The organism is Chitinimonas sp., from assembly GCF_036568685.1.
GTDB lineage: Bacteria > Pseudomonadota > Gammaproteobacteria > Burkholderiales > Chitinimonadaceae > Chitinimonas.
In genome coordinates, this window is sequence record NZ_DATCSC010000065.1 from 1 (window position 1) to 15934 (window position 15934).

The window sequence follows — 15934 nt, forward strand, 5'->3', positions numbered from 1 at the left end:
GTTAACGTCGCTTTACTAGCCTTGCTCAATGCCCCATATTCCTCACCACTCACGAGCAACTTTGCGCCGACACCACCCACCCCTTTGAGATTCTTGACCAACCATGCGCTAAGATTAATGCCATCTATGTTTGCAAAATGCTGGGCCAGTGCAAGCAGTCCCGCATCCCACTCGGCCTTCGCCTTCGCCCGCGGCATAATCTGCACTTTGCTCGCATCAAAGGTAGACGCCACCCCATGCTCACCTGTCGGCAACAAACTGACCTTGCCTACTCCACTATTATCAGTACCACCCCAAACCGACGCTATCGTTACCGAATGATTCTTGGAGGTCTTATCATTTTTATACTCTGTTATTTCGCACAAAAAATTGGCATTGATATATTTCAGATTCTGCGTCCTGCTATCATCAGAAAATAACTTAGTAACGCCTTCCCCTCGTTTGTCCACGGTCACCTTGTAGTGCACAGCACCGCCATGCTTGTTGACATGATCCTTTATAGGCTCCTCCACCTTCTGATCGTGATCGACATTGGCTTGATGTGTAATTGGGAATAGATTCTCCTCCGTCCCAGCCCCGCCCAGATTATCATTCAATAGATGCCCTTTTATGTATAAGGTCGAACCATCTTTTGTTTGCCCTGCATTGGCAGCTATATTTTTATATTTTCCCTTGGTGGGAAGCCCTTCAAACAAATCATCCAGTGATCCCGGCTCAGAGCCTTTCGGATGTGCCGGCGTTACCAACACCTCCATGGAAGTTGCTGCGTCGTGGGCCAACAAGCCAGTACCCACGGCAACCGTCGCTCCATAAATGGGCTTATCCGGTACCAAACTCATATCTTCCGGCACCCAAATCTTCCCATGCGTTTCCAGCTGCAGTTCTTTACCCTGCAACACTGCCTTACCAAGCGCTTGCGTTGGCAATGTAGTAGGCGACGCGGATACCGTCTCCCTCTCAGAGCGCACCTTTCTCTGATGTGTCATGTTCACCAGATTGGCCCTTTCTCCCATCACATCCGCCTCGCGCTCTAACGCCTCCTCGTCGTTCACTGGCACCCCGGCCTGCATCTGCAGCGTCGGCTTCACCCTCCCCTGCCGCTGCTGCACCACATGCCAGACCTCGTGTGGCAGGTGTTTTTCCTGCCCCGGCCCCAGGTGGATGTCGTTGCCTTGCGCGTACGCCAGCGCATTGAGCTGAGCGGGTTGGTCGGAATTGCGGTGCACCCGCACGTCTGACATATCCATGCCCGATAGCGCCTCTATGCCCTGCTTGAGCTGGCCGGGCATGCCGGTGCGGTTCTCTTCCTCTGCCTGCGGCACCCCTTGCAGCTGCGCGATATGAGCCTGCTGCGCCTGCTGCCTGGGGCTCTCGTCCACCTGTCGCTGCAAGGCTCCGTTGACTTGGCACTGCCCTGATTCCAGAGGAGGGACCGACAGAGTTTGCTTGGGTGCTTTCATGGTAGCTCCTTGGCAAGCTATGGCTTTTCTACCTTGGGCAGCAGCAGGGGGATGATGGATGAGAGGATCAAAAAGCCGATCAAGGCGAACAGCAGGGTGTTGTCGTCCCTGATATTGACGAGGCCGGGGTCGCATTGCAGCAGTAAGCCGCCGATGATCAACGGTGGCAAACAGCCCAGCACCAGGTAGATCTGGTAGGGGCGGCCCAAGGCGCGTACCCGGCACGACAGGAAATAGGCCGCAAACGAAATCACGCCGACCGCCATCAGGACGACGAATACGGCGCGCAAAGGCCAGCGGTGATCGCAGACCCAACCGCAGACCGCGCTTTCCTTGGGCTCATTGGCCAGAAAGGTGGTTCTCAGGCTCTGCGCCATGGCCTCGTAGACCTTGTCCTTGGGCTTGGCTGCCTTGTCGGCCGCAGGGTCCGCCTTGGCTCCATCCTTGGTCTTTGCACCCTCCTTGTCCCCTGCGGGGCTCTCCGGCACGGCCGCCGGCTGCGGCCAGAGCGCCACACCGCCAAAGTTGGTCATGAAGTTGGCCATGTCGTCGTTGAACTGCTCGGCGGTGGCGCTGCCCACAGAGACCAGTGGGAAGATCTTGCGCAGGAAGGTACGGCGGTTTTCGCCTACCAAGAGCGGCGACGCTTCGACGAAGTCGCGCAGCGACTTCTTGCTGGTCTTGGTCGGTTCTGACAGCAGCACGACGTAACGCAGGGTCACATTGGTGTTGCTCCGGTAGGCGCCATTCTCACTGGTGATACGCCGATTTTCGATGCGCGGGTCCTCGGCCAGGATCAGGTAGTCGAACAAGGTGTCTATGCTCCAGGGGGACCAGCTCTCGGCCATCGTTTCCCCTGTTTTGCGCTTAGCGTCCCCTTTTCCCTGGGCCACCGCCTCGCTTTGCTCCGGCGCCTTGGCCCAGCTGACGAAGTCGTAGTCGTTCAGCATCAGATTGAGCGTGTACTGCCGCCGCTGCTGCGGTTCACCACGGCGTAGCTCCACGATCAGCGCCTTGATCAGCCGGTCGCGGAAGCGCTCGAACGCTTTGCGCAAGGCCGGATCGCTGGGCAGATTGTCGAGGTAGAGCGTGAGACCATCGCCAACACGTTCGTCGGTGGCAATGCCGGGCACCCAATCGTGCCAGCGCCGGCCATAGTCCCCCAGGGGCGTGTCGATCAAGCGGGTGGCCTGCTTAGCCACCTGCAGCGCCACCCGGTCCTGATGATCGTCCGGCAGATCCCGCAGGAACTGCCAGTCATTGCGGTAGATGGCAATGTCGAGCTTGCTGCCGTATGTGTGTGCCGCCCGGATGAAGTCGAGCTGCAACTTGGATGGGCTGAGCGCGGTGACGTTGCCGTCATCGTCAAACGGTAGACCGAAGGCGATGATGCGCTCATACAGGCTGAAATCGACCGGCGGCGCATCCTTGCTGTTATGCCAGTTGGGCTGGTAGGCATAGATCTCGCCATTGGAGGCACTAACCAGGCAATTACAACCCGATGCCTGCCATTGCGGGTCTGGCCTGGCGGCCGGATCCAGCTTCTCGGCGGTGTGCTCCACCACCCAGTCTCGCCAGGGTATGGGCAGCAAGGTCGCCGCCAGATCCTGCCAGGGTACCGGTGCACTGGCTTCCACCGGGTTCTTTTCCAGCGCGGCACGCTGCCAGGCACTGGGGCATTGCTGCTGCCACTGTTCCGGGCTCAGCGGCGACTGCTTGGCGGCCCGGGCCGTCTTGCTCGCCTGCCGCTCGGCAAAGCGACAGGCCTGCGCCTCCAGCGCCGCCTTGAAGAGTGCCCGGTTGGGATACTCCACCCCGACCATGGGCGCAAGCAGCGCCTTCAACTGGGCAATGCCCGCTTCGCTGAGGACATCCGGCAGCTCATCGGGAAGGGCCGGCATAGGTGCCGCAGCGGGGGCTGCGGGAGCGGCCTCCTCCGTCGCCTCGGGCAGCGGCTTGGCAGGTTTGTATTCAATGCTGTCGAGCAGTGCCTGCGTCAGCATATGCGGTTCGATCAGGCGCCGCGCCGGCAAGCGCCGCTGAGCCTCTTCGATCGACAAAGAAGTCAATGGCTGCGGCTTGGCCGGCTCCGCCTCAGGCTTGGCCTTACCGTCCGCCGGCAGCACGCTCAGCACATAGCGCTGCGTAATGCGCTGCCCACCCTGGTCCGCAATTTCCACCACAAAGCGTTGCCGCCCGCGGTTGATGGCGATCCCCGTGACCTCCCCCTGCTCGCTCAAGGCGATACCCACCGGCAGGCTGCCATCCTGCAACTGAAAGCGATAAGGCAGCGCGCCGCCACTGGCCTTGATCGCATAGCGGTATGCCTTGCCCACCGTCGCGGCCGGCAGATAGATGGGGGTCGCTTCAAGCTGTAGCGGTTGCCCATCGGGCCCGCAACGCGGCGCCACGGCAATCTTGTCCGCACGGCACTGTGCCTCCGCCGGCCCACCCACGCTCGGCACGCTATTGGCTGGCTGGCCGGTACTCGCACCATCCAACAACAATTTGGTCGTGGGGGAGGAAGCGGCAAGCGGCAAGCTGGCAAGCAGCGCCAACAGGACCAAGCGACAGAGCCATATGACCATGGCAGGTCTGTACCTCACACCGTCCTCCCTTCCTTGTGCAGTTCCTTGGCCAGCCCCTGCCGCAAATGTACGGCGGTGATGCGCGGCAGCGCTTCCTGGGCCGCCTGCAAGGCAGCAAAGCGCAGCACATTGACCATGGCCCCGCCGGACAGCTCGTAGCGGTCAGCCAACTCCACCAGATCGATCTCGGGTGCCAGCCGCGCGGGGTCTGCCAGCATGCCGCGCCACAGGCGCAGCCGCTGGGACGCGTCGGGCATGGGGAAATAGACCATGGACTGGAAGCGCCGCGAAAATGCCTCGTCGATATTCGCGCGCAGATTGCTGGCCAATATCACCACCCCGGGGAAGTCCTCCACCCTTTGCAGCAAATAGGCGATCTCCTGGTTGGCGTGCCGGTCATTGCTGTTCTGGGTGGCAGCCCGCTTGCCAAAGAGCGCATCGGCCTCGTCAAAGAACAAGATCCAATGCCGGCTCTGCGCCTGATCAAACACCCGTGCCAGGTTTTTCTCAGTCTCACCGATATATTTCGACACCACCATGGAGAGATCGATGCGGTAGACATCAACCTCCGCTTCCTTGCCCAACAGGGTTGCCGTCAACGTCTTGCCGGTTCCGGGCGGGCCGTAGAACAGGCAGCGATAGCCTGGCTTGACCGCCTTGTCCAACCCCCATTCACGCATCAGGTCCGGGCCTTGCCGCAACCAGGTCTGGATCACCTTTATCTCGTCCATCACATCCGGCGCCAGGACCAGGTCCTGCCAGTCGAGCGCAGTGCTGATGCGCTTGGCAGGGAACTGGCTGTTGTAGTCCGGCTTGTGCCATACCCCCGTCTGCAGCCGCTGCAAGGCCTCCGCACTGAGCAGCAGCGGCCCGCTCAACTGCGGCTCCACCTCGTTGTCGCTATCCAGCCGCACCAGGTTGAGCCTTGCAAAGGCATGCTGCGGTTCGAACAGGGCCAGCATGGCAATGCGTCGCGCCAGGTCCCCCGCCGCCAGCAGAAAGGCCGCGGTCTCGCCTGTCGGCAGAAAACCGCCATGCCGCTGGCCTCGCCACCCTCCAAACTCGGTAAAGCCACGCTCCAGGTTGTTGTTCCTGACGAACAGCAGGTCCAGCGCTGCCGGCCGCATATGAGGTGCCAGCGCCAGCGCCAATACCAGCCGGCCATCACGGTCCAGGCCCGCTTGCGCCACCAGGTCGGCCAAGGCACTGCCTGCCGGCAAGGCCGGCGGTGGCACCCCATCCGCCGGTTCTGGCTGGGACTCAAAGTGAACTTTAAGTCTTGAATCCAGTACCGTCTCAAGCCAGTCCAGCTCCAGCCGCAAGGCCTCGGCGTGCTGCAGGTAGGTGGCTTCAGCGCCAGTCGACATAGAGCACCTCCTTCATCCAGGGCAGCTTGATGGTGGCAAAGGACCACGGCAACTGGTCCAGCAGCATGTCAAAGGGGCCGGACTGCACCTTGAGCTGCCAATGCCAGCCTTGCTGGTCCGCCTTGGTATCAAGCCGTCCTTCCCGGCAGAGAAAGGTTTCCCGCAGGCCTGCCGGAGAGGTCTTGCCGAGCACCTTCCAGTGCGCAATCACTGCCTGCAGCAAGCCATCGAGCATCGCCTGCGTCGGCTCATCCAGCCCTGCGCAAGGCGGTACCGGCCGCTGCAGCGGTATGCCGCAGAACAGCTTGTGGAGTACCCAGTCGGCTTCATAGCCTTCACCGTGACCACTGCACAGATAGGCCAGGGCATGTACCGCCCTGATCTGGGCCTGCTCATCGGTGAACTGCCCTTCCTGCAGCAGACCCAGCATGCCGAACAGTCGCTGACAGTAGCTGGCCAGGATCACCACGCCCGCATTACCCACCCAGATCGGTTCGGCCACGCCATCCTTGGTCTCGTCCAGGGCTGCCGATCGCCTGTCCCCATCCCCTTGCCAGGGTAGACTGGCGGGCGTCATGGCCGCAGGGGCGTCAGCTTCCAGCCGCTCCGCCGCACTGGGCGCCCGCGTGAGGGTCCGACGCATGGCGCGCAGGATGGCCATGGGCTTGCTGAGCCAGCCTCCCTTGGTCTCTGCCTGGGCTAGCTCATCCTCGATCGCCTCCAGCACCACAGCCAGCCGGCTTAACCAGCGACCGAAAGGACTGGTGCGGCGCCCATTGTCAGCGAGTGCCTGTCGTCGCAGATGCATGGCATAGCGCCGAGCCAGCAAATCCGGACTGCAGGGCAAGCCCTCCACAAAACAGTGCGTCAGCAAAAAGCGCCAATGCTGCTGCCGGTCCGCCGCCTGCTCGGTCTGCAGACGCGCTCCCGCCTGCGCCAGCAGCGTGCTTTGTCGCTGCAGTTCAGCGACCTCCGCCGGGAATTGCCTTTGCATCAGCTGCCAGCGCCTGGGTTCTGGCCAGCGCTGCAGGCAGGCATCGCACACCTGCGGGCTGGCCAGCAATTGCAATGCCTGCAGCCGCTGTACTGGCCCCCACTGCCTGGGCGGCAGCGCAATCAGGCGCTCCAAGGCCGCCAGGGCCTGTTCTACGCTGCCCCCGGGGCGGTCAATGGCCTGCTCGTCCCGCGCGGCAAGCCCCTTCTCAGCTAGCGGCTGGACAGCGCTATGCGCTTCCTCTTGCCAAGCAGCTGCAGCATCCCCTCGCACCACCGCCGTTTCATGTCCCATGTCCGTCCGGTCCTCATCGGCGGCATGTGAGGTGGCCACGGTCTGCGCCGCAGGCCCATCCCCTTCGGCCTTATCCTGCGCCAGCTCCGCCATCGCCTGCTGCCACAGGTGCTGCCAGGCGATATGGTCCTGCGGCATGGGGTGGCCCAGCGCAAGCTGGCGCAGCGTGTAGTCCATCAACCAAGTCTGCAGTGCTGATACGCTGCTGCCTTGCCAAGCGGCTTGCTGAACGCCGGCGAGGGCGAACTGCCGCAGTGACTCCGACCAGGCCTCCGCCTGCGCCGGGGCCAGCCGCGCAGCGGGCTCCTCCTTGTCGGCGGCATGTGGCCGGCGAGCTGCGCTCAGTTGCAGCATCAGCAACCAGACTGTCTGCGGCCCAAGCAGCCCCAGCCACTCCCGACGCGATGCGCGCTGCAACACGTGATACTGCAAATGGGCCTGCAAAGCTTCCGGGCTGCGAACGGATAGCACCTCCAGCAAAGGCAGCAAACTGCCCACCGGCAGGCTCTGGCTACCGCTCAAGGCGGCATCCAACTTGCTCAATGCCAATGCCTGCAAACGCTGCGAGGTCATGCGCTGCAGCGGCGAGGCGATCAAGTCCGAAGTCGGGGCCGACGGGCTGATCGGTCGGACCGGCAGCACAATGCCGGCAGCGCGATCGGCTCGCCTGGCCTTGCCGGTCAGGCTTTCCAGTAACAGATGTGCGAGCTCGGATTGCGGCTTGCGATCACCCTCGCGCCGATGACCACCCATGCCCAGCAGGAGACCGCGCCAACCAGGCCCAAGCTGCTTGGCCAGCGTATCGGCCAGGCTTTCAATCAGCCGCTGCAGACGCGCGGCACTGAGTACACCGCTCTGCCGCCCCCACAAGGCATGTAGTGCCGCCACCCGCCATGCCTGCTGCAGCTGTTGCATCTGGTAGGCACTGAGCCGGCTGCGCGCCAGCAGGGGTTGCAGCAGGGTCGTATCCAGCAGCAACAGGCTGTCACCCAGCTCGCGGTGCCGCAGCGCGATCAGGGCCTGCAAACCCTGGTGCGGCGCAATCCGGCTCAGGCGCTCCAGCACATACTGGGTGGGGTGCAGATCCTGCAGCAGTTGCCAGAGTGCCGGGCCGGTACGCGCCGCCAGCCTGACCAGCCAGTCAGCAAGGTCACGTTCGGCCATGGCATGGGCCGACCAGGGCAGATGCCCGTTCTGCAGGTAGAACAAAAACAGGTCGAGGTCATGCCGGGCGGCGGATACCGGCGCCCGGACCAGGCCGTCCGGCGCCAGCGCCGACGGCCAGGCATCGCCATTGAGCGCCTGCCGCTGCTTGAGCAAGCAGGTCCACAACTGTTCCGCCAACTGGTCGGCCCATTGCTCGGGCGAAGCATCCGAGACCAGCACGCCGAGGTCGATCTCCAGCCGCTCTATACGCCAGACTTCGTCCGGCGGCGAGATGTGCTCGAACAATGCCGACATGGTCTGCCTGGCCGGGCCATGTATGAATTCACCCAGCCGCCGCTGCAGGGCCTGGGCCACACGCTGGTCGTGAAAACGACACTCCCACAGCAGCGTCTCGATGACATGATCGGGCGTTGGGATCAGGCCGCTCATTGCCCCCCCCCTGCTTGCGCGGCAACCTGGGCCGCCACCAGGATTTCCCGCAGGGTGGCAGCATGCGCATCCAGCCTGGCGATCACCGTCCGGTCATGGCCCGCACCGAGTGCCAATGCCTCGCAGTAGTCCTGTCTGGCCAGCAGCCAGGCCTCAAACGCAGGTTCGAAGCGCGCCAAGGTCGGTACATCCAGCCACAGCACATGGGGCAGCAGATGCGCTGGGCAACCCAGCGCCAACGTCTCCTCGGCCAGATGGCGGAATGCCGGATCGGTGCCGCGTGCCGTCCAACCGGCAAAGACTACGGTGATCTGATGCAGGAAGTAGGGCGGCAAGTTACCGGTCTCGGTACCGGCATCGCCCAGGGGGCGTAGCAGTATGTGCTCGACCAGATGCAAGCCCTCGCACTCGCGTTGCACCTCGCACGCAAACTCGTGCAAATACATGGCGGGACCCTCGGCAGCCCCCTGGGCAAGATGCAAACGCAAGGGCCAGTTCGGGCCGGCTTCCTGCTCGCCCAGCCACAGGGTGGCGTGCTGGCCATCCTTGCCGAGCCGGTAGCGATCCGCATGCGTCGCCGCTCGCAGCAGGGCAGGTGACAGTGCGGCCAGATCCAAGCCAGGGAAATAGTGTGCCAGGCGCCGCGCAACACGCCCCTGCGCCACGTCATCCGCATACTGCGCCGCAATCTTGCGCCGCAACGGCGACCACATGGCCAATGGCGCTCCGCTGGCTTCGCGGCGACCGCTGGCGGTCGGGGTCTGCGTCTCCGCAGCCAGGCGGATGCCCCAGCGCGCCAAAGGCGCCAGTAGCGAACGGCTATGCGGCGCGACCATGCCCAGCAACAGGCCCACCCGTTCCTGCAAGGCGGCAGTATTGCCTTTACGGCCCAGCGATGGCCGGCTGTAGTCAAAGCCTCCGGCCCGGTCCCGCGTATGGCGGACTATGCGCAACAAGAGTTGCCGTTTGCACTCGAACAGGTGCTGCTGCCATTGGCCCGGCCCGTAATACCAGCCAAAGGACTGGATGCTGCTTTGCGCACAGCTCTCACCATGCAAGGCCAGCAGGTGGTCCAGTACCCGGCTGCGACGGGCCAGCACCTCATCAGCCGCCTGAAACACATCCAGGCAGCGCGCCATGCCAGCCTCCCCTTGCTTGTACAAACCGCCCAGCCCAGGCAGATGCTCACTGCCCAGCAGATCCCACCAATAGCTCTGTACCGGTGCGGCCTCGATCGTATACAGCTTGCGCAGGTGCTGGAGCTGCGCCTCACCGTGCGCCAGCCACTGTTCCAACAGCGCTTGGTAGGCGGTGAACTGGGCCCGCCCGGTCGCATCGAGCTTTTGCTGCGCGCTGCTGCGCTCCGTCAGCTCGGCACCGCGGTAGATGGGGGGCAGGTGGTTAAATGCGGCGTGGTACACCGCCTCGGGGGTGGGGTGGCCGCTTGGCCTGGCCAGCATCTCCGCCGCCGCCGAGCCAACCCGGACGATGTCCTGCGGGATCACCTGGTTGGCAAGCAGCTCATCGCGCAAGCGCTGCAACAAGGCCTCCCGATCTATGGACAGGGTGCTGCCACGTCGCGTCACGGTCCAGCCGTCGAGTAGCTCAGGCGTATCCGGCCAGCGCAATTGCAGCGCCCAGTCAGGGCCATGCCATGGCAAGGCACCCTCGCTCGCTGCCAGCCCTTCGGCCGCCAGGCTCAGATAGCGTATCTCCTCCACTCCCTCGATCTGCTGCAGCGCCAGTATCAGATCACTGAAGAACAACCTGTTGGCAGGGTCTCGCTCCAGATCACTGCTGGCGATCCAACCAAACTTCAAGGGAGGTCCATCGAACAGCTCGCTCGGCGGCAGTGGCTGCCCCGTCGCATCCAGCTCGGCCAGGCGTACCTGCCGTGGCGTGCGCGGTGGCGCCGCACTGATCAGATCGCTACAGCGTTGCACCAGCTCGGCGAGGATGTCGGTCAGTTCCCGCGCTCCGCCGATGGATAGGGCTATCCGTAAGCTACACCAGCGCGGTGCAAGTACCCGTGGCGCCCGGGCCAGGTCTTCTCCCAGATTCCGCTGCGACCAGTAGGCCCGGGCCGCAGCACTCGCCGCCGCTTCACCCACCCGAGCCGGCGCGCGCACCGCCATTTGCCACAGGCCATTGGGCAATTCGCTTCGCCCAAGCTGCATGGTCATGCGCAGATGACGGATCTGCGGCACCCGGTCCAAGATCCAGCGTAACTGGTCCAGTTCGGTGGTCGGTCGGCATGGCAGTATCTCTTCCGCCGCGTGCAGACCATGTCGGCGATAGTGGATCTCACCACTGGGCTCGGCCAGGAGGTCGGCTACCGGCAGCTCAGCCCCGAACACGCCTTCGGTCAGGGCATAGCAGAGCACCTCCAGCAGGGTGACGCCGGGGTCGTGATGGTTGTAGTCGGTCCAGTCGTTGCCGCTCAGGCCCTGAGTCAGCGCAATGCCCCGCTCTCTCAGGGCGGTGTAGCCATAGGGCGGGTCAGCATCGATCCGTCCTATGGCGGCCATCGCCGGTGGCGCTTGCGGGAGCGTCTCATCGACCGCCTGATCGGCCGGCAATCCGCCTGGGCTGGCAGCGCGCATATTCATCGCTGCACCTTGCAGGCGGCCATATGGGGGTCAAACCACAGTTGGGTGATGTTGACCTGGATCTGTACTTCCTGGCCGAAATCGCAACCGCTACGGATCTGCAATCGGTACTTGGCATCACGACCACTGCTGCCCGACCAGCGTAGCTCCAGGCGGTCGCAGCGTCGGCTGTAGTAGCCATGAGTGCAACGTATGCCACGCTTGCGGTTGAGAAAGTCGAGCAGGCCCAGGGTGGGGTTGTAGGTATTGATGCAGGTCGCGTGCAGCAGCCCGAAGCGTCCGGTGCCGGCGTGCCCTACCCCGGCCATCACCTCGAAAGCCTGACAGCCGGTCAGGTCGTCGGTCAGGTCCTGCCAGTTGCCGTCGGCCTTCAAAGGCTTGGTGGCGGTACGGGTATATGCCCCCTGACGCCCCGTACTGCGCAGCGTACCGACCACGTCCAGTTCGGCCTCCGGTGTTTCGTTGCCCACCCCGATCCGGCCGTTGCGGTCCAGGCAAAGCAGGGCCGGGGGCGGCGCATCGGCAGCCTGTTCCGGCGATACCCGGCCGTGGATCAGCAACTGGTCCTGCGCGCTGCCCAGACCCACACGCCATACCGGCGACCGCGGTTCCTGGTCCCGGAAAAAGCTGATCAGCGCATCATGACCCTGCGGCGCATAGACCTCGAAGCCGCGCTCGACCGATTTCCGAAAGCCCTCGTCGCTCATATTGAGCATCGAATCAATCAGGTCGGCAAAATGGTCTTCCGTGGGCAGGGCGCCTTCGCTGAAATAGCGCTTGAGCGATTCGCGGCTGCGGCTGGTCATGTCAGCCCTCCTCGCTCAGATCGCCGCGCAGACCGCCGACGATAAAGGTATTGCCCACCTCCAGGCGCGCCAAACCCGTTCCCTGTGGCGGCAACAATCGGTCGTCCTGGTCGACAACATCGATCAGGTGATGCCGGGTCGGCAGTGCCAGGCTCCAGGGCTGCTCCGGCGTCACCCGGCGCAGGCCGGTATCCTGGGCCGGCGCCTGCCTGGCCGTATCGCGCAGGGCATGGAAATCCCTGTCGCTGCGTACGATATGCAGCAGGGAGAGCTGGCTCACCGCCTGCACATAGGGCTGGGAGCGCAGATACGCCTCCAGTACCTCGCTACGTATCTCCCAATCGAACTCGGCCCCGTAACCCCCTTCATGCCAGGGCGAGAGATACTCAACGATGGCCTGATTGAGCAGGCGCATGGCCGTGCCCACGTGGGTAGCCGGCAGCAGCCGTACCGCGCAACGGACCTGGATTCGTTCGTAGGCCGCGTTGCGTACCACCAGCCGCACCCCCGCCGGGCAGCGCTCACGCAGGTAGCGGCTCATCGCGTCCAGGCGCGAGGCATCCAGCCTGGGGGCCTCGGTACTATGGAACAGGCTGCCGTGGTGGGGAGCCGGTACCACGACCAGGAGCACATGGCCGGGACTGCGTTCCTCCTCGCTCGGCACCAGGTCCTCCTCATCGATGCGGTGCGTGGGCTGCTGGTGAGGAAAGCACTTCACCTTGCAGATATCGGGAAACCGATCGAGCAGCAGGCGCTCGTAGTCCCAGATCGTCACCGCCCTGGCCTTGTGCCGCAACCGCTCCGCGCTGCGCGTCAACCACTGGCTGGGGGCATCCATGGTCCGCAGGTCAAAGGAAGGGCCAACCTGCAGTACCGAGCGCAAACCCGCCATCCCCTGCAGGGGCTGGTCGATGGTAGCGGGTGGCAGCGGTACCGGCTCTGCCTCAGGTTTCGCCGGTGTCACCCGGCTGGCAGTCAGCGCTTGCGCATGGACACCATACAAGCCGGCCAGCAGGTCGAAGCCCCAGTTGGCGCTCAGCTTGAGCCAATAATATTGGCCCGGCAGATGCGGACAATGGCGATTCATTTCAGCCGGCAGGCTAAGCTGGACAATGCCGGAGCGCAGCAGCGCCTGGGTAGAATCGGACAGCAGTTGGAAGGGCTTGAGCACTTGCCAGCCCGAGCCGCACCAGGCCGACCACTGCAGCTGCGGCACAGCCTGCAGCCAACGCTCTGCGGCTTCCTCCTTGCGCAGGTGGAAGAACAGGCTCAGGGCCCCTTGCGGGTCGCTCCCTTCGAGGCCGATATAGAGATTGCCGTCCTGCGGGTACTGCGGCAGCAGGCTGGGCGCGCACCCACCCGGTGTGGCATGTACCGGCTGCAGCCCAGCGGCGTGCAGGTAGTACACCCCCTCGACCACGCCATCTTGCCCCGTAATGCCAGGCTCCTGTGCCAGCTTCAGCGTACGGCTGGCCCGATAGTCCACGCTCAGGCTGTCGATCACCGGTGTATACGGTGCCAGAGGCAACGGCGCCGGACGCTTGCGGCGGGCATTGCGGGCCAGCGTGTCAGTCAAAAGCTGGCTGTAGAGTCCGTGACCGAATGCCGCCGCCGGCTCGCTGAGCTCAAAACGGAAAAAGCCATTGCGGGTCTGCAGATCGAACAGATACGGCCCAGGCTTGATGGCGACGGGCCGATGCAAGCGCCGCAGGTCTGCCTCTGGTACGGTCAAGGTCGCACTGGCCAACAGTGTCCGGTCGCTATCGCGTTGCCGGAACATGGGCAGCGGCTCAGCCGAGCCGGACTGCCACTGACCATCGAGCAGCATTTGGGTAACCACCTGAAAGCCGTCGTTGGACCAACGTCCCGGGTAACCCTGGTAGTGGCTCGCAAAGCCCCCCAGGTCGTCCGGCAGCGCCCCCCAACGTAAGCGCATGCGTAGGGCATCCAGCGGCTTACCAGCCAGTTCTGCGCTGCCCCACTGCAGATAGGCGTGGCGGTCCGGCAAGGGGCCAAAGGGCTGGAACGGCTTGGCCGGGTCAAGCCGGCCAAGCTGGTTGTAGAGCACCAGATCACGCAGACCGCTGACATTCACCGACAACACCACGTCCTGCAGCAGACATTGCTGCAGCAGGCTGTAGGCGTACATCCGCGACTGGCTGCGCAAGGTGAGCTGCAGTACCGCCTGGGCCGGCCATTCCTGGCCATGCAACGCCGGCTCGCACGCCACCACTGGTGCCTGCTCCGGCCCCAGACGCAACACCAGCTCCAGACCACCGCCCCAACCCAGGGCCGACTCCTCTACCGGCCGCCTATGGGTATAAACCCCGTCGAGTGACAGCCACCCCTCGCTGGTACTGAGTTGGCCCTGCCAGATGCCTGCGAACACGCGATCGAAAATCAAGGCACGGTCCGGCAGGGTGTGCAGCGCCACCTCTCGGGCATCGCCCTCGGGTTGCCCACCACCCACCGGCCGTACCGGGCTGATCAGGATCAGCGGGTCGTCGATCTCCACCGCGCGTATCTCCTCGCTGCCCCGCAAGGTCTGCGCATGCCGACGTAGTGCCACGAGATCGCACAGCCGCAGTGTCTCCTTGCCAGCCACCAGCCACATGGCGAACAAGCGTCCCAGACATTCTGCAAACCACTGGGGGTCATCACAGACCAGGCAGCGCGCCAGCAGAAAAGACAGCAGCACGTCCTCGCCAAACACGGCCGAGCGCTGCCACGCCGCAGCTGCCAACAGGGACGGCGACGGGGCCACGGGCGTAGCGCCGGGACGCGGGCGCAACGGTACCAACTGCGCTTCCAGGTCTGCATAGCGCGCATATGCCCGCTCCAGCCAGGCCTGGTCGCGTTGCCCCATCGGTACACGCAACAGCCCAAGCAGACCATCGTCCTGCTCGGCCGGGTGCGCCAGCTGCAAGCGAAGGTGCACCTCACGCCGGCCCTCCTTCATCTGCAGCAGGGGAGAAGCAATCGCCAGCCCTATGCGTGCGTCCTGGGTCCGCGCTGCCGAACCCTTGGCCTGCCCGCCGAGCAGTGGCCACCAGGGAGGTCGGATGCCGTAGGCAGCATCCGGTGGCAGCAAGGGCAACGCTTCCACCTTGACCCGGGTGGCGTAGCCAAACTCCCGCTCCGGAGAGATCAGCGCATCGCGTTCCAGGCGCAGGCTATAGAGCGCGGCCACCCGAGCATCGCTCACTTCACGGTGCTGCTCGGCCGCGAATTCGATCACCTGGCCATCCTGGTCCTTGCCCCCCACGAAGCGTGTGCCGGCGGGGATAGTCACCGTGCCGGTAAACTTTGGATCGCGTTCCAGCAGCAGGTGTACCCGTTCCACGGCAGCCGGCCTGGCCCGCATGCGCAGCAGGTCGCGGTAGTAGAACTCGGTCAGCCGCTCCGGAAAACGGTTGAGTGGCGCGCGGCTGTACTGAAACAATTCGAGCGTAGCCAGCAGCAGTGCCATTGAGGGCTCGTGCTGGCCGGAACGATAGCTGGCTGGCAATTCGGCGCGCGCTTTGGGCTGCAGCTTGCCTATCGCCTGGCACAAACCCAGCCAGGTACGACGCAGCAGTTGTTGCCGGCCCGCCGGTTCGGCCGTTTGCCGCCGCTCGGCCGCCTGGGCGAGCGTATCCCGCCACAAGGGGTGCAACTGTCCCGCGCCCAGCCCGAACACCGCCACGGCCTGTGCCAGCAGTGCCGCCAAGCCTTGCCTGACCTGCCCACGCATGGCCTCCGCCACGCCTTTGCCGGCGCTGGATGGGGCCTCGCCCAAACCCTGCCACCATAGGTCGTAGCGCTGTGCCAGCTGCCAGGTACGCTGCCACAGCGTGGCCTCGGCCGACCAGGCCATGGCCTCCAGGAAAGACGACTGCAGCCGCGCCAGCGGAAAGGCCGCAAGATCCGCCAGCAGCACCGTCTCATCCTGTAGCAAGGCCTCATCCCAGCTACCGGCGTCCAGATGCTCGCCGGCGACAAAGCGCAGGCAGGCCGCCTGGGCCAGGCTCAGGCGGATACGCTCGGCCAGGCTGAACTCGTCGGGCAGGAAGTAGCCTGGCAGCAGGGCATCGCTCAGGCGTTGGTCTTGTTGGGTTCCACGATGCATGGCGGTATCGGTGTCGCTGCGCTAGAGGGTGGCGATCGCATCCGTGGCCTGGTGCAGATAGAGCGGATAGACCAGGTTGTGGCGGGTGTTGGTGGTGCGGATGGTGTAGTCG

7 protein-coding genes are annotated in these 15934 nt (G+C 64.2%); all 7 read right to left on the reverse strand.

Annotated elements, in window-relative coordinates:
- On the reverse strand, window positions 1-1460 hold a 1460-nt coding region (locus VIM95_RS10060), incomplete at its 3' end, for a DUF4157 domain-containing protein (RefSeq protein WP_331985203.1).
- 17 nt (window positions 1461-1477) lie between these two features.
- Window positions 1478-4066: a putative Ig domain-containing protein gene (locus VIM95_RS10065; protein WP_331985205.1), complete on the reverse strand. Its 2589-nt coding sequence runs from the start codon at window positions 4064-4066 to the stop codon at window positions 1478-1480.
- The gene (locus VIM95_RS10070) at window positions 4063-5415 is read right to left on the reverse strand and encodes an ATP-binding protein (protein ID WP_331985207.1); all 1353 of its coding nucleotides are present in this window, start codon (window positions 5413-5415) and stop codon (window positions 4063-4065) included. The genes VIM95_RS10065 and VIM95_RS10070 overlap by 4 nt, the downstream gene beginning before the upstream one ends.
- Window positions 5399-8299 (reverse strand): contractile injection system tape measure protein, encoded by a 2901-nt coding sequence (locus VIM95_RS10075; protein ID WP_331985209.1) that lies wholly within the window; start codon window positions 8297-8299, stop codon window positions 5399-5401. Before VIM95_RS10075 ends, VIM95_RS10070 begins: the two co-directional genes overlap by 17 nt.
- Complete coding sequence (locus tag VIM95_RS10080) at window positions 8296-10908, reverse strand: hypothetical protein (protein ID WP_331985211.1); 2613 nt, start codon at window positions 10906-10908, stop codon at window positions 8296-8298. The genes VIM95_RS10075 and VIM95_RS10080 overlap by 4 nt, the downstream gene beginning before the upstream one ends.
- Window positions 10905-11714, reverse strand: a complete 810-nt coding sequence (locus VIM95_RS10085; protein WP_331985213.1) for a hypothetical protein — start codon at window positions 11712-11714, stop codon at window positions 10905-10907. The genes VIM95_RS10080 and VIM95_RS10085 overlap by 4 nt, the downstream gene beginning before the upstream one ends.
- 1 nt (window position 11715) lies before the next feature.
- The gene (locus VIM95_RS10090) at window positions 11716-15822 is read right to left on the reverse strand and encodes a hypothetical protein (protein ID WP_331985215.1); all 4107 of its coding nucleotides are present in this window, start codon (window positions 15820-15822) and stop codon (window positions 11716-11718) included.
- Window positions 15823-15934 lie beyond the last annotated feature (112 nt).